13 protein-coding genes are annotated in these 14,274 nt (G+C 67.4%); 1 reads left to right on the top strand and 12 read right to left on the bottom strand.

From position 1 onward, the window contains the following. Positions 1-33 precede the first annotated feature (33 nt). Positions 34-279, top strand: coding sequence for a hypothetical protein (locus AC0IZS_RS19005; RefSeq protein WP_471637029.1), 246 nt, complete (start codon positions 34-36; stop codon positions 277-279). A gap of 88 nt (positions 280-367) precedes the next feature. Here the strand turns inward: AC0IZS_RS19005 and AC0IZS_RS19000 are convergent, their stop codons facing one another. The 12 genes from AC0IZS_RS19000 to AC0IZS_RS18945 all read right to left on the bottom strand — a co-directional run bounded on the left by AC0IZS_RS19000 (position 368) and on the right by AC0IZS_RS18945 (position 14,220). Next, complete coding sequence (locus AC0IZS_RS19000) at positions 368-640, bottom strand: hypothetical protein (RefSeq protein ID WP_471637028.1); 273 nt, start codon at positions 638-640, stop codon at positions 368-370. A gap of 109 nt (positions 641-749) precedes the next feature. Further along, positions 750-1,460, bottom strand: a complete 711-nt coding sequence (locus AC0IZS_RS18995) for an SDR family NAD(P)-dependent oxidoreductase (RefSeq protein WP_471637027.1) — start codon at positions 1,458-1,460, stop codon at positions 750-752. A 51-nt stretch (positions 1,461-1,511) separates the two neighbouring features. Then, positions 1,512-2,486, bottom strand: a complete 975-nt coding sequence (locus AC0IZS_RS18990; RefSeq protein ID WP_471637026.1) for an alpha/beta fold hydrolase — start codon at positions 2,484-2,486, stop codon at positions 1,512-1,514. Between the two features lie 51 nt (positions 2,487-2,537). Next, positions 2,538-3,698 (bottom strand): ABC transporter substrate-binding protein, encoded by a 1,161-nt coding sequence (locus tag AC0IZS_RS18985; protein WP_471637025.1) that lies wholly within the window; start codon positions 3,696-3,698, stop codon positions 2,538-2,540. 61 nt (positions 3,699-3,759) lie between these two features. Beyond that, positions 3,760-5,913 carry a D-(-)-3-hydroxybutyrate oligomer hydrolase gene (locus AC0IZS_RS18980; RefSeq protein WP_471637024.1) on the bottom strand — a complete coding sequence of 718 codons (2,154 nt, stop codon included), beginning with the start codon at positions 5,911-5,913 and terminating at the stop codon, positions 3,760-3,762. 76 nt (positions 5,914-5,989) lie between these two features. Beyond that, positions 5,990-7,063 carry a branched-chain amino acid ABC transporter permease gene (locus AC0IZS_RS18975; protein ID WP_471637023.1) on the bottom strand — a complete coding sequence of 358 codons (1,074 nt, stop codon included), beginning with the start codon at positions 7,061-7,063 and terminating at the stop codon, positions 5,990-5,992. Positions 7,064-7,079: 16 nt separating this feature from the next. Next, positions 7,080-8,060, bottom strand: coding sequence for a branched-chain amino acid ABC transporter permease (locus AC0IZS_RS18970; protein WP_057201018.1), 981 nt, complete (start codon positions 8,058-8,060; stop codon positions 7,080-7,082). A gap of 47 nt (positions 8,061-8,107) precedes the next feature. Then, the gene (locus tag AC0IZS_RS18965) at positions 8,108-8,842 is read right to left on the bottom strand and encodes an ABC transporter ATP-binding protein (protein ID WP_471637022.1); all 735 of its coding nucleotides are present in this window, start codon (positions 8,840-8,842) and stop codon (positions 8,108-8,110) included. Further along, positions 8,839-9,612, bottom strand: coding sequence for an ABC transporter ATP-binding protein (locus AC0IZS_RS18960; RefSeq protein WP_471637021.1), 774 nt, complete (start codon positions 9,610-9,612; stop codon positions 8,839-8,841). Before AC0IZS_RS18960 ends, AC0IZS_RS18965 begins: the two co-directional genes overlap by 4 nt. A gap of 92 nt (positions 9,613-9,704) precedes the next feature. After that, positions 9,705-11,186, bottom strand: a complete 1,482-nt coding sequence (locus AC0IZS_RS18955) for an extracellular catalytic domain type 2 short-chain-length polyhydroxyalkanoate depolymerase (RefSeq protein ID WP_471637020.1) — start codon at positions 11,184-11,186, stop codon at positions 9,705-9,707. 175 nt (positions 11,187-11,361) lie between these two features. Then, positions 11,362-12,558, bottom strand: a complete 1,197-nt coding sequence (locus tag AC0IZS_RS18950; RefSeq protein ID WP_471637019.1) for a substrate-binding domain-containing protein — start codon at positions 12,556-12,558, stop codon at positions 11,362-11,364. A 153-nt stretch (positions 12,559-12,711) separates the two neighbouring features. Continuing rightward, positions 12,712-14,220, bottom strand: coding sequence for a sigma-54 interaction domain-containing protein (locus AC0IZS_RS18945; protein WP_471637018.1), 1,509 nt, complete (start codon positions 14,218-14,220; stop codon positions 12,712-12,714). Positions 14,221-14,274: the final 54 nt, after the last annotated feature.

Raw genomic sequence — 14,274 nt, 5'->3', positions numbered from 1 at the left:
GCATCGTTCATTCAGTTACACCCCATCACCACCATGCCTGCGATCGGTCTCCCCTGGCCACCCAATCTCCAAATCGACGGATCGACCTACCTGGTCCGGCCGCTGGCGCTGGCTGCGCCCTCGAACGTGCCGGAGCGGGTCTTCATCTTCGAGGAGGACGGCTCGCCCGTGCTGACCGTTCGCCGTGAGTGGGCCAGCTACCCTGAAGCGCTCTACACCGCAGAACAGAAGCTCAGGGAGCATTTGGCGCCAACGCCGATCAATGTGTTTGGCGGCTGACGGGCGCGCCCGTCGCGAAGACAGCGGGGAGGCCTCGAGGCACTGACCCTGCTGCCGCGCAGCGCTTTTCAGCGCTGCCATGTGAAAGCTATTCGTCCTCTACTGATTCGCGCATGATCCCACGCGCCACACAGCACTGGTGCAGCTCGCTGGTGGCCAGCATGCCCTGCTGCAGCGGGTAGGTGACACGTGCCACCAGGCACTCGTCGCCTGGCTGAGAGAGAATTTCCCCCGACCGGCCTGCGCCCAGCGCCGTCCAGAACTGCAGTACCCCGATGGCATCCGTGTTGGCGTGGGCGAATCTTCCGTGGGCCACCTTGCGAGCGCGGGTGAATTTGAAGGTTTCGGATTGGGTACGCATCGGCTTTACAGGGCAGAGAAACAGCGAGGACAAAAAGCCTTCGCATGGTGTACCGCCCGTGCCGAACTCTGTGTAGGCGAACACCGCAAATATCCACCGCGGGGTGGCCTTACCAGGGCAACTGCTGCCCGCCGTAGGCGTAAAAGCCGCCCGTGCATTCGGGCGTGAGCCCATCGATCACCAGCAGCATGTCGGCCGCCGCGTCCGCCGCCGGCCGGCCGATCTCGGCGCCGCGAAACGGGGCCGACAGGGCAGAGTCCACCGTGCCCGGGTGCAGCGCCACCAGCACGGCCTGCGGGTTGCCGCGCTGCACTTCGATGGCGGCGGTCTTGAGGAACATGTTCAGCGCCGCCTTCGAGGCGCGGTAGCTGTACCAGCCGCCCAGGCGGTTGTCGCCAATGCTGCCCACCTTGGCCGACAACACCGCCAGCACGCTGCGGTCCTTGGCCAGCAGCGGCGCAAAGTGCGCCATGACCAGCGCCGGGCCCATGGCATTGGTGCGCAGGCAGGTCTGCATCTGCGCATAGTGGAGCTGGCCCAGGCGCTTTTCGGGCATGCCTTCGGGGCCGTGCAGCATGCCGGTAGCGACGATGATGAGGTGAAACGGACCCTGCGGTGCCAGCGCTGCCGCCGCCTCGGACACCGTGGCTTCGTGCTCGAAATCGATGGGAGGTAGCGTGCTGCGGCCCAGCCCGGTCACCAGCGCACAGCGCGGGTCGGCCTGCAGGTGCTGCACGAAGGCACTGCCGATACCACCCGAGGCACCCAGGACGAGGGCGCGAAAGCCCTGCGGGAACGAACGCAGGTGGTCTGTCAGCATGTCAAAGGGAGGCCCATACCCCCATCATGCACCAGGGCCAAGCCATCGTTCTCAGGGCCATTGCAGCCGGGTAGGTGCCCGGTACTGCGAGCGCGGCAGCGCGCTGGCCGCAGGCCCACCCGCCGTGCGCACCAGCGCAGGCTCTGCAGACCCCGGGTCCTGCACGCCATGCACAAAGAAGCGGTCCACCAGCGCGTATTGCTCGGGCACGTTCAGGGCCGGTGCATGGCCGCAGCCGGGCACCTCGATCACACGCGCCTGGCCGCGCGCTCCAGGACCGCGCGTGAGCATCTCGATGGTCGTCTCGCGCAGCACCAGGTCGGAGTCTTCACCACGCAGGCACAGCACGGGGATGTCGAGCGCGTCGTAGTGGTCCCAGATCAGGTAGTCGTTGGCGTGGTGCGTGAACTGCTGCACCATGGCCGGGTCGTAGTGCGGGGTCACCCGGCCGTCGGGCAGGCGGCGGGTGCTGGTCTCGGTCAGGCGGCGCCACTGCGCATCGCTGAGCCAGCCATAGGGCTGGTAGACCTGGCGGAAGAAGGCCTCCAGCTCGGCCACGGTATCGAACGCGGGCGGCTGGCCCGCATAGGCCTTGATGCGCCCGAGCGCATCGTCGGCCAGGCGCGGCGCGTTGTCGTTGAGCAGCAGGCTGCGGATGCGGCCCTTGAGCCCCGGCTCGAACAGGCCGGACGCACACACCGTGCCGATGGCCCCGCCCATGGAAGTGCCCACCCAGTGCGCCTGCTCGATGCCCAGTGCGTCGAACAGCCCGGCCGCGATGCGGGCATAGAAGCGCAGTTGGTACTCCTGGGCCGGCTCGCGCGCCCACTGGCTCAGGCCCCGGCCGATGGTGTCCGGGCAGATCACGCGAAAGCGCGGCGCCAGGTGGGCGGCCAGGTCGTCCATGTCGCGGCCGGTGCGGGCCAGGCCGTGCCAGGCCACCACCACCGGTGCATCGGGCGCGCCCCATTCGGTGTAGTGGATTTCATAGCCGGCGCAGGTGGCATAGCGCGATAACGGGGTCATGGTGGACAACCTTGTGAGTCAGTGGATTGGGGGAGCGGACGGTGGTCCGCCCTACTTCATTAATCGGCCGTTGCTGCCGATGACGGTGACTTCTACATACCGCGAGCCGATGCGGTTGGTGGGGGAATAGCCCAGGCTGATGCCGCCCAGGTCGTAGTTCTGCAGCGATTCAAGCGCCTTGACCACCTTGGCGCGCGTGGGCGCGGGGCCGGCGCGGCGCAAGGCCTCGACCAGCACCTTGGCACCCAGGAACTGCTCAAAGCTGGTGTAGTTGACCTCGGCCTCGGGCGCATACTTCTTGAGCAGGGCCTGGTACTCGCGCACCACGGGCAGTTGCGGGCGGAAGGGGTAGGGCACCACCTGGCTGATGCCCAGGCCGTGCGCGTTCTTGAGGCCGGCGAGCTTCACGAGCTCGGTCGGGTCCACCACCGAGATGTTGTACAGCTGCGCGCCGCCGCCCTGCTCGCGGTAGCGCTGGATGAAGGCGGCCGCGGGCTTGTTGATGGCGATCATGATCACGGCATGCACGTCGGCGGCCTTGATGGCCTTGACGGCATCGTCCACCTTGTCGGTGTTGCGCTCATAGCCGGCCGAGACGACGAGTTTCAGGTTGCGCCGCGCCAGCGCCGCCTCCACGCCCGCCAGGCCGGCCTGGCCGAAACCGTCGTCCTGGTACATCACGGCCACGCGGTTCATGCCCAGCGTGGTCAGCTGCTGCACCATGTGCTCGGCCTCGTCGCCATAGCCCGCGCGCACATGAAAGATCCAGGGGTTGAACGGGCTGCGCAGCGACTCGCCCCCCGTGTAGGGCGCCACCAGCGCAGCGCCGCCCTGCTCCAGCACGCCGTCCGTCAGCAACTGCGTGACGTTGGCCGTGCCGGCAAAGCCGTAGAGCGCCACCACCTCGGGTTTTGCCAGCATCTCGCGCGTCAGGCGCACGGTGTCGGGCACCTTGTAGCCGTCGTCCACCACCCACTGGCGGATGGTGGCGCCATGCACGCCGCCCTGGGCGTTGATGGCGTCGAAGTAGATCTTGCCGCCCAGCACCATCTGCGTGCCCGTGCTGGCCAGCACGCCCGACAGCGGCGCCACCTGGCCCACCACCAGCTCGGAGGCGCGCACGGGCACTGCCATCAGCGCCAGCAGCCCCGTCAGTCCGAGTATCCCCAGGGCCGCGCGCATGCAGCGGCCCCATGTGTTCCATGTGTTCATGTCCGTCCTTTGTGCCACTGGGTGCGGCAACGCGCCCGGCAGCTTTGTTGTTGTAGGGTCGTTATTCGGGGATCGCAATGGCTCCGGCTGCCGTCACGGCGATGGCGTTGCCCGCGGTGGGCACGTCGGCCAGCGGCGGCACGTTGGCGGCGGTGATGGCCGGGGCGCTGCCGGGTGTGCCGCCACGCGGCACGGTGCGTACCACCTGGCTGGCGGGCAACGCCTTGCCGGTGGCCAGGTGCTCGTACACGGCGTCGAGCGCGCGGTTCAGGTACACATGCAGCGGCACATAGCGCGTGTCGTAGCCGGGCAGCACCGTGGGCAGGCCGATGAAACTGTCGAAGTGCTGGGCGTTGGCCACCTCCACATAGCTCAGCTTGCTGGCCGCGCCCTCCACGCGCTTGTTGAGCGCGGTGTAGGGGCGCGAGGTGTGGCTCACGGGGAGCAGCGCATCGGCGCGGCCGTGCACGATGATGGCCGGCTTGCCGCGCAGGTTGCCATTGCGGCGCGTTTCATCGACACCGGCCTGCAGCTTGCGCGCCGCAGCATCGCTGCCGGTGACCAGGTTGCGCAGGCACACGGCACCCTCGGTGTTCCAGTCGAAAGCGCCGCTGTCGGCCACCGACAGGAAGTCACGCGCCGGCCCCTGCTTGGCGCGGTTGTTGATGAGCTGCACGCCGCCCGCTGGTGGCACGCCGTTGCCGGTGGCGAACATGCCAGCCAGCGCGGCGGGGGGCGCCAGCGGGGTGACGGCACCGGCGGTCGTGGCCCCTGCATAGCTGAAGCCGCACAGGTGGTCCTGCACGCTGGCGCGCGAGAGCGAGTTGGCAAAAGTCACCGCGACCGCAGGCGCGACCTCGAAGGCCGCGAGCGAGGCATGCAGGTCGTTGGACTCGGGCTCCCAGCCGTAGGCGCGCAGCTTCTGCAGCGACTCCTCGGCCTGGGCCGCCGTGCTGTCGGCCGTGAGCAGGCCGCGCGCGCGCAGGGCCGCACAGCGCCCCGGTGCGATGGGCAGGGCCGCACCGGCAAAGCCAGCGGCGAAGGCCGCGGCATACGGGCTGGCGCTGACCGAGGGCGCGAGCGATGCGCAGGCCTGGTACAGGTTGGCCTGCGTGGTGTAGTCGATCAGCGGGCGGCCCGTGACGGCGATGGCGGTGCCGCCGCGCTGCACGGTGACACCTGGGTTGGCCGGCAGTTCCACCGCAGGCTCGGACACGGCCACGCCGCTGATCAGGCCCTGGGTATCGAGCTCGGCCGCCGCGATGGCCGCCCCGCCGCCGTTGGAAATGCTGGACGCGATGACGATGGTGTTGCCCGGCGTGAGCGACTTGATGCGCTGGCCCGAGACGGTGAGCGAGCCGTAGCGCTCGTTGAGCACGTAGTAGCCGAACTCCACCGCCTGCAGCGTGGTCGTGCCCCAGTCCTTCTCGGCGTTCTGGCCCGAGTGCGCGTGCTTGAAGGCAAAGCGGTTGGGCGTGGCGGCGTTGAAGGCCGCCAGTTGCGCGGGGGCCAGGTTGGCGTTGAAGGCCGCGTTCTTGCCGGCCGCTGCGGCCGTGGTGCGCGTGCCGTCGATCAGCGGCACGGTGTCGTTCTGCAGGTCGTGCGGGGCGGCGCCCGTGCCCTTGTCGGAGTACGCCACGGCGCAGCCGCGCTTGAGGCCCCATTCGCCGGTGGAGATGCCGCCGTAGACGCCGCGCGAGCCCGAGGCGGTGGCCGTGATCATGCAGGGCCGTGCGGGGTTGAAGCTGTCGGGCACCTGCACCATCAGGGTCACGTTCTGGCGGCCGCTGCCGTCGTCGGCATAGGCGATGTACTCGGTGCCGGGCACCTTGCCCTCGCCCGTGGCCACACGGCCCTGGGCGTCCACGTTGGGACCATACAGCGTGCCGTAGCCACCGGCGGCCGTCATGTCGAGCATGGCGCGGTAGTTGTTGTAGATGGCGGCGCGGCGCAGTTCGGCACCGGTGGGCTTGAGTGCATCGGCATAGGCGGGTGGCGTGGCCGAAGCCAGGCCGCTCGCACCCAGGCCGGCGGTCAGCAGGTCGTTGCTGCTGCCGTCGTAGCGGGACTCGGTGATGGTGCCAAGGTAGGCGGGCCGCGTGTTCACCCCGCCCGTGCTGTCACTGCCCCCACCGCCACCGCAGGCTGCGAGCACTGCGGCGGACACGGCCATCATCGCGGTTCTTTGCGTCGTCTTTTTCTTCAGGCATTTCATTGCGTTTGTCTCCGAGTTGTGTTTTTCTGAACTTCTGGAACGCAGCTTCACCCCGGCCAGGTTGCGGGCCTGGCCCTCACGCCACCTTGCGCGCTGCTGCCGCGCGCAGGCGCCCCACCACACCGGTGGGGAAGTAGTACACCGACAAGACGAAAAGCACGCCCAGCCACAGCAGCCAGCGGTCCGGCGAGAGCAGTGCCGACAGCCAGGGCAGGCCCGAGGCGGCCTCGCTGCCCAGGCGCAGCAGATCCTGCAGGTAGCTTTGCGCCACCAGGAACAGCACGGCGCCGATGGCCGAGCCGTAGATGGTGCCCATGCCACCGATGACGACGATGAGCAGGCAGTCCATCATGATTTCGAACGACAGCGAGGTGTCCGGCCCGTTGTAGCGCAGCCAGAGCGCGAGCATGGCGCCCGCGCAGCAGGCGAACAGGGCCGACAGCACGCTCGACGTGGTGCGGTACACCACCACGCGGTAGCCGATGGCCTCGGCGCGGAACTCGTTCTCACGGATCGCCTGCAGCACACGGCCGAAGGGCGAGTTCACGATGCGCAGCAGCGCCAGCACCAGTGCCACGGCCACCACGAACAGCAGGTAGTAGCACAGCAACCGCCCGTCGAGCGTGACACCCAGGAAGGGCTCATCGAAGGGCTCGAAGCTGGGCGACAGGATCTCGGGCACCTTGAAGGTCAGGCCGTCCTCACCGCCCGTGATGTCCGACAGCTGCGAGGCCAGCGTCTGGAACGCTGCCGCCACGGCCAGCGTGATCATGGCAAAGAAGATGGCGCGCACGCGCAGCGAAAAGAGCCCCACTGCGAGCGACAGCAGCAGCGAGAGCACCAGGGCCCCACCCAGGCCCACTGCCAGCGCCGACCAGGTGGGCCCCATGCGCGTGGTGGCCACCGCGATGCCATAGGCCCCGATGCCGAAGAACATGGTGTGCGCAAAGCTCACGATGCCGGTGTAGCCCAAGAGCAGATCGAAGCTGGCGACCAGCACCACGAAGATCAGCACCTTGGCCGCCACAGAGAGGGCCTTGACGCCAGGGAACAGGAAGGGCGCGAACGCCAGCCCGAGGAAGATGGCCACGAGGATCACCGCCAGCACCTTGCTGCGCGGGTAGTCGCCGGAGAGAAGTCGGTTCAGCATGTCTTTGGGCTCCTCTTCAGCGGTTGGCGACCGGATAGACGCCCTGTGGACGCCACAGCAGGATCGCGACCATGAGGGCGATGTTGGAGAACAGCGCCACCTTGGGCACCAGGAAGCCGGTGTAGTTGGCCATCAGCCCCACCAGCAGCGCGCCGATGAGCGCACCGCCCGTGGACCCCAGGCCGCCGATGATGATCACGATGAAGATCAGCACGTTGACCTGCGCGCCCATCTGCGGCACCACGTTCTGCTGGTACAGGCCCCACATCACCCCGCCCAGGCCGGCCAGGGCCGAGCCCACGACGAACACGCCGATGAACAGGCGGCGGATGCGGTAGCCCAGCGACTCGACCATCTCGCGGTCCTGCACGCCGGCGCGGATGAGCAGGCCGACCTTGGTGCGCGACAGCGTCCAGGCCAGCACAGCAAAGACCAGGAGGCCCACGGCCACCGCCACCAGGCGGTACTTTTCGATGGCCGCATCGCCGATCAGCAGCGCGCCGCGCATGCCCTGGGGCAGCGGCAGCGGGATTTGCTGCGGGCCCCAGATGACCTTGATCAGCTCTTCGCCGATGATCATGCCGCCCATGGTGATGAGGATCTGCTTCAAGTGCTGGCCATACACGGGTCGCACGATGAAGCGCTCGAACGCCAGGCCCACGGCGCCCGCCACGGCCATGGCCACCAGCATGGCCGGCAGCACCGCCACCATGTTGCGCCACAGCTGGTCGGAGCCGGTCCAGTCGCCCATGGCACCCAGCACGCTGGTGGCCACGAAGGCACCGAGCGCGATGAACACACCGTGGCCGAAGTTGAGCACGTCCATCAGGCCGAACACCAGCGTCAGGCCCGAGGCGATGATGAAGATGATCATGCCCATGGCCAGGCCCGCCACGGTGAGCGTGAGCCAGGTGCTGGGCGAGCCGATGAAGGGCAGCACCAGCAGCGCCAGGGCCGGCACCAGGGCCAGCGGCTTCCAGTCGAAGTCGCGCAGCATGGCCTTGGTGGCCGCGGCGGAAGTGGTGGTCGTTGTCGTTGCGGTGCTCATAGTGCCAACCCCAGCAGCGATCGCTGCAATGCCTCGTCTGCGGCCAGTGCGGCCATGCTGCCCGCATGCACCACCTGGCCGTTGTCCATCACGGCCACGGTGTCACCGAGCCGCTTGGCGAAATTGATGTTCTGCTCGACCAGCAGGATGGTCACGCCGCTCTTCTTGAGCTGATCGAACGCCTCGATCATGTTGTTGATGATGGCCGGCGCCAGGCCCTTGCTGGGCTCGTCCACGATCAGCAGGTCGCGCGGCTCGACGATGGCGCGGCTCACGGCCACCATCTGCTTTTGCCCGCCCGAGAGCTTGCCGGCAGGGTGGTTCCAGAACTTCTCCACCGCAGGGAAGAGCTTGAAGATCCATTCCAGCCGCGCGCTGTCCATCTGCGCGGCGTTCTTGGCGTTGCGCGCGGCCAGCAGCATGTTCTCCTTGACCGTGAGGTCGGCGAAAATGCCCATGTTCTCGGGCACGTAGGCGATGTTCATGCCCGCGATCTGCGGGGTGTTGAGCGCCGTGATGTCGCGGCCTGCGAAGTGGATGCTGCCCTGCGACGCATGCCACAGGCCCATGATGGTGCGCAGCGTGGTGGTCTTGCCGGCGCCGTTGCGGCCCAGCAGCATGGTGAGCTGGCCCTTGGGCACCGCCAGATCCACACCGTGCAGAATGTGGTACGCCCCGATGTGGGTGTGTACGCCCTTGAGTTCGAGCAGATTGTTGGTAGTGGTGGTCATGCAGTGGCCTCCTTGGTCACACCCAGGTAGGCTTCCTGCACCACGGGCGAGGCGATCACCTCGGCCGGTGCGCCGTCGGCCACCAGGGTGCCGTTGGTCAGCACGATGATGCGGTCGGCCAGCTCGCGCACCACGTCCATCTTGTGCTCCACCAGCAGGATGATCTTGGTCTTGTCCTTCTTGAGTTCGCGGATCAGGTTCAGGATCACGGGCGCCTCGTCGTGGCTCATGCCAGCCGTGGGCTCGTCGAACATGTAGACCTGCGGCTCCAGCGCCATGAGCAGTGCCACTTCGAGCTTGCGCTGGTCGCCGTGCGGCAGGCTGGCCACGGGCGTGTCCTGCCGGTCCAGCATGGCCACCGCCTGCAGGATGGCGCGCGCGCGCTCCGTCAGGTCGCGGTGGTCGCTCCAGATGCTCCACAGGTTCAGCCCCCGGCGGTGCTTGCCCTCTTGCGTGGCCTGCACGGCCAGGCGCACGTTCTCCAGCACGCTGAGGTTGGGGAACAGGTTGGTGAGCTGAAAGGCACGGCCCAGGCCCGCATGCGTGCGCGCCGAGACCGACTGGCCCGTGAGGTCTTGCCCGCCCAGGGTCACGCTGCCCGCGCTGGCGCGCAGCTGCCCCGAGATGAGGTTGAAGTACGTGGTCTTGCCCGCGCCGTTGGGGCCCACGATGGCGGTCAGCGTGCCCGGCTCGAAGGAGCAGGTCACGGCGTTGACCGCCACGTGGCCGCCGAAGCGGATGGTCAAGTCCTTGGTGGCCAAGGTGCTCATGGGAGGTGCTTCACTTTCACGGTCGTCGTCTTTCAGGGATGCCGGGCGCCCTGCCCTTTGCGGTGCCAGGACGCGCGGCGTTCAGCGCATTGTCAAGGGCAGGTGCCGATGACGTAGTAGTTGGGGCTGGTCTGCTTGAGGGTGGTGGTCACGAACACGTTCCACAGGCCCATGTTCTGGTTGGAGCCCTTGGCATAGGTGTAGCCACCCGTCTGCGTGGCGCGGCCGGCCTGCACATGTGCATAGTTGCTCGCCGTGGTGCAGGTGGCGCCGCCGCCAGGGGCCGCCAGCGTAGTGCCCGAAGCGGCTGCCGATGCGGCACCCTCGGCCCCGTTGCCATCGGCGGCGCGCACCGTCCAGCTGTAGCTGGTGGAGGCGGCCAGGCCGGTGTCGGTATAGCTCGTGGCGCTCACCGGCAGGGCGTTGACCTTGTTGGCATTGCGGTACACGTTGTAGCTGGCCGCGCCCGAGACAGCACCCCAGCCCACCACCATGGAGCTGGCCGTGGCGCCCGAGGTGTTCACGCCCGTGGGGGCGGGCAGCGCGGGGTTGGTGGGCGGGTTGGTGGTGCCGCCGCCGCTTGCGACCTGGTCCACCATGGCCTTGATGGCGGCCATCTGCGGGCCGGACTTCTTGGCGTAGTTGGCGTTGTCGTAGCCCCACCAGTCAAAGCAGCTGTTGGTGGCCGCCAGGCTGGTCTGCGGGTAAAGCATGACGATGTTGTTGGTGTCGGCCCAGCGGTTGTAGCCGGTGTTGCGCACGTACTGCTGCTGCACGTCGCTCACGTTCTGCTTGCAGCCGTGCAGCACCACATGCAGTCGGCAGGTGGCGCTGCCGCCGGCCTGGCAGGCTTGCGGGATGTAGGCCCAGCCGGTGGTGGCCATGCCATGGTTGGTGATGAACTGGTTCTGGTTGAACTCGACGTAGTTGCCTGCGGGCAGCGTGGCGTTGTTGCGCGCGTTGAGCGTGCCGTACAGGTGCTGCAGCATGGCGCCGGCCAGGTCGAAGTTGCAGTCGCTGATATAGGGGGCGCCCTTGGTCGAGCAGCCGTTGCCGTAATCGTCCGTGATCATCGCGTGCTCGGCCGCAATGTCCTTCTTGTAGACCACGTTGGCGGCCGGCACGAAGCTGTTGTAGTAGGTGCGCAGCGCGTCCATGGATCCGGTCTTGACCACGCTGTCGAGCGTGCCCGAGAACAGGTAGACCTTGGACGCCTGCAGGTTGGCCACGGGGTCGATCAGGCCCTGGCTGGCCCAGGTGTTGGTGGTGTTCACCAGCGTGCTGGTGGGGATGCTGGCGGGGGTGACCATGCAGCGCCCGGTGGCGTTGACGATGGAGCCTTCGGCACAGTAGAACGGCCCGCCCGCGACCACACCGGCGCCCTTGGCAAAGGTGGCCGAGTAGGCCACGTGCAACTGCACGGCCATGAAGCCGCCAGCCGACAGGCCCGACACGGTGGTTTGCGTCTTGTCGATCTTGAGTGCGGGGAGATTGACGGCAGCAGATGCACTGCCGGTTGCGCACAGCGCGATGGCAGCACCTGCTGCGGCCGCCCGGATGAAATTGAAAGCCATGTTGTCTTGTCTCCAAATAATTTTGAGAAAAACCGACCCAGCCCCCGTGTCAACCCGGGGGTTCATGCATCAATTCACTGGAAAAAAAGGGGCGGCCGCCCCCGCGGGATGAACCCTGGAGTGCGGCACCTGCGTACCGCGCGCTCCAGGCCACGCAAACCGTATCCGGTTGCGCTTATCGCTTGTTGCGAATCGGCACGTTCATTTCTTCAGGCTTGATCTCGCGCACCAGCTCGGGCACGCCCCAGGCGAAGGCCGGGTCCACCTTGATCTTGAAGTGGTACATGCTCTGCATGGCCTGGTGGTCTTCCTTGCGGAAGGTCATCTTGCCCTTGGGCGTCTCGAAGCTCATGCCCTCCATGGTCTTGATGAGCTTGTTGGTGTTGGTGTCGCCACCCGTGGCCTTGAGGGCCGTGACCAGCGCCATGGCCGAGCTGAAGCCACCGGCGGTGAAGAAGTCCGGCGGGGTCTTGAACTCCTTGTAGTGCGCGGCCACCAGGGCTTCGTTCACCGGGTTCTTGGGGATGCCGAAGTAGTAGTAGGTGGCGCCTTCCATGCCCGGGAAGTTCTTGTACGCAGCCATGGCCGGCAGAATGTTGCCGCCCGTGGCGATCTCGATGCCGTAGCGCTTGAGGTCCATGTCGGCGATCTTGAAGGGGTTGCCCGCGCCGGCCCAGATGATGAAGATGACCTTGCGGCCGGGCACGTCCTTGAGCTTGTCGATCAGGCGCTGGGCACCGGCGGTGAAGTCGGTGGTGGTCGTGGGCAGGTACTCCTCGTGGGCCAGCTTGGCGTTCTTGAGCGCGTCCTTGAAGGCCTTCACTCCGTCGCGGCCAAAGGCATAGTCCTGCGCCAGCGTGGCCACGGTCACGCCGGCCTTGTCGATGGCCACGGCGTTGGAGATGGCGTCCTGGCTGCTGTTGCGGCCGGTGCGAAAGATGTACTTGTTCCACTTGTCGCCCGTGATGGCGTCGGCCACGGCGGGCTCCACCAGCAGGATCTTCTTGTACTCTTCGGCCACGGGCAGCAGGGCCAGCGCCACGCCCGACGAGGTGGGGCCGACGGCGATGTCGGCCTTGTCGTCGGAGTAGGCCGATGCCAGCAGGCTCTTGCCCAGGTCGGGCTTGCCCTGGTCGTCCTTCTCGATCACGACGAGCTTCTTGCCATTGACGGTCATGCTGCCGCCGGTGGCGTAGTTCAGGCCCATCAGCAGGCCGGTCTGGGTCTGCTTGCCGTAGGCCTCGAGCGGGCCGGTCTTGCTGTAGATGTGGGCGATGCGGATCTCGCCGGACTGGGCGAACGCGGGTGCGGAAAGCGTGGCGGCTGCGGTAACGGCGGCGGTGGCGAGTGCGACCAGGGTGCGACGGTGCATGGCGATGTCTCCTTTGTAGTGATGCCTGAACATTGCACAGTTCGTGCCAATGCACAAGCCGTTGATTTCTATGAAACTTTTGCTGACACCTCGCATGAGATGTCCAAATTCAATACAGTCATTTTGTCTGAATTTCAGACAATTGCCTGAAATTTATTCAGGGTTTTCCAGACGTCCATAGAGCGTGGCACGTGAGATGCCCAGCTGCCGCGCGGTGGCCAGCTTGTTGCCGCCATGGGCCTTCATGGCGGCGTGGATGGCGCGCTGCTCGAGCTCGGCCACCTGCTCGGCCAGGGGGCGAAGGTAGCGCGATGCGTCCTCGGCCTCGACCACCACGGCGGTGGTGTCCTGCACCGGCGCCGCGGGCTCCACGCCCGCCTCGCGCAGGATGCGCTCGAGCTGCGCGGCGTCGATGGACTGGCCTTCGCTGCGCATCACGGCCTGCTCGATCACGTTGCGCAGCTCGCGGATGTTGCCGCGCCAGGGCTGGCCGGCCAGCAGGGCCATGGCATCGGGCAGCAGCTCGGGCGGCGGCGTGCCATTGCGCAGCGCCAGGTCGTCGCCCAGCGACTCGACCAGCGCCGGGATGTCGCTGCGCCGCGCACGCAGCGGCGGCACGCGCACGGGCAGCACGTGCAGGCGGTAGAACAGGTCTTCTCGAAAGCGCCCTTCGCGCACCTGGGCCGCCAGGTCACGCGAGGTGGCCGCCAGGATGCGCACGTTGAACGGCACCAGCTTGTTGGAGCCCAGGGGCTCGATCTCGCCCTCCTGCAGCGCACGCAGCAGCTTGGCCTGCAGGCTCTGCGGCATGTCACCGATCTCGTCGAGGAACAGCGTGCCACCATCGGCCAGCTTGAACTTGCCATCGCGCCCCTTGGCCGATGCGCCGGTGTAGGCACCGGGCGCCACGCCAAAGAACTCGGCCTCCAGCAGCGTATCGGGCACGGCGGCGATGTTCACGCTCACGAAGGGGCCGCTGGCGCGGCTCGACGCGGCGTGGATGGCATGGGCCAGCAGTTCCTTGCCGGTGCCCGTCTCGCCCAGCAGCAGCACCGGGCTGCTGGACTGCGCGGCACGCCGCGCCTGGCGCTTGACCTCGGCCGCGGCCGGGCTCGACCCGATGAAGCTGGCAAAGGTGTATTTGGAGCGCCGCTCGCCGTCGCCCGCCACCGCCAGGCTGCGCCGGCGCTGGCTGGCCAGTTCGCGCCGCGCATCGTCGAGGTCGCGCTGCAGCAGCGCGAACTTGCTGATCAGCGGCTGCAGCGTGGTCTCAGGGTGGTCGAAGAGCACGATGCCGATGGCACCGATGACGCTGCCCGCATCGTCGCGCAGCGGGATGCGGCTGACCACGAAGGTGCCCGCCTTGTTGGTGAGCAGATCGATCAGCACCGGGTTGCCCGTCTCCAGCACGCGGCGCATGCCGGTGTTGGGGATCACCTCCTCCACCATGCGGCCCACGAACTGGTCCACCGACGAGAAACCCAGATCGGGCAAAAAGCGCTGGTAGCCTTCGTTGACCCAGACGATGCGCCCGCTCAGGTCCACCAGGAACATGCCCTGGCTGACGCTGGAGAACAGGTGGAACATGGACCGCGCTGCCAGTTCGAGAATGCCCTGGGCATCCAGCGGCAGTGCGGGGGCGTCGTCGGTAAGCGGGGGCATGTGCGGATGGTAGCGCGTGCCACCGCGCCATCCGACGCCACACCCCTGGGCGCA

This window comes from Acidovorax sp. AC410, from assembly GCF_979253235.1.
The sequence above is the reverse complement of the archived record's forward strand: the minus strand, read 5'-3'. Positions and strand labels throughout refer to the sequence as shown.

Excerpts from the sequence above, each read along its gene's own strand:
- AC0IZS_RS19005 (WP_471637029.1), top strand. The coding sequence starts at position 34 with ATGCCTGCGATCGGTCTCCCCTGGCCACCCAATCTCCAAATCGACGGA.
- AC0IZS_RS19000 (WP_471637028.1), bottom strand. The coding sequence starts at position 640 with ATGCGTACCCAATCCGAAACCTTCAAATTCACCCGCGCTCGCAAGGTG.
- AC0IZS_RS18995 (WP_471637027.1), bottom strand. The coding sequence starts at position 1,460 with ATGCTGACAGACCACCTGCGTTCGTTCCCGCAGGGCTTTCGCGCCCTC.
- AC0IZS_RS18990 (WP_471637026.1), bottom strand. The coding sequence starts at position 2,486 with ATGACCCCGTTATCGCGCTATGCCACCTGCGCCGGCTATGAAATCCAC.
- AC0IZS_RS18985 (WP_471637025.1), bottom strand. The coding sequence starts at position 3,698 with ATGAACACATGGAACACATGGGGCCGCTGCATGCGCGCGGCCCTGGGG.
- AC0IZS_RS18980 (WP_471637024.1), bottom strand. The coding sequence starts at position 5,913 with ATGAAATGCCTGAAGAAAAAGACGACGCAAAGAACCGCGATGATGGCC.
- AC0IZS_RS18975 (WP_471637023.1), bottom strand. The coding sequence starts at position 7,063 with ATGCTGAACCGACTTCTCTCCGGCGACTACCCGCGCAGCAAGGTGCTG.
- AC0IZS_RS18970 (WP_057201018.1), bottom strand. The coding sequence starts at position 8,060 with ATGCTGCGCGACTTCGACTGGAAGCCGCTGGCCCTGGTGCCGGCCCTG.
- AC0IZS_RS18965 (WP_471637022.1), bottom strand. The coding sequence starts at position 8,842 with ATGACCACCACTACCAACAATCTGCTCGAACTCAAGGGCGTACACACC.
- AC0IZS_RS18960 (WP_471637021.1), bottom strand. The coding sequence starts at position 9,612 with ATGAGCACCTTGGCCACCAAGGACTTGACCATCCGCTTCGGCGGCCAC.
- AC0IZS_RS18955 (WP_471637020.1), bottom strand. The coding sequence starts at position 11,186 with ATGGCTTTCAATTTCATCCGGGCGGCCGCAGCAGGTGCTGCCATCGCG.
- AC0IZS_RS18950 (WP_471637019.1), bottom strand. The coding sequence starts at position 12,558 with ATGCACCGTCGCACCCTGGTCGCACTCGCCACCGCCGCCGTTACCGCA.
- AC0IZS_RS18945 (WP_471637018.1), bottom strand. The coding sequence starts at position 14,220 with ATGCCCCCGCTTACCGACGACGCCCCCGCACTGCCGCTGGATGCCCAG.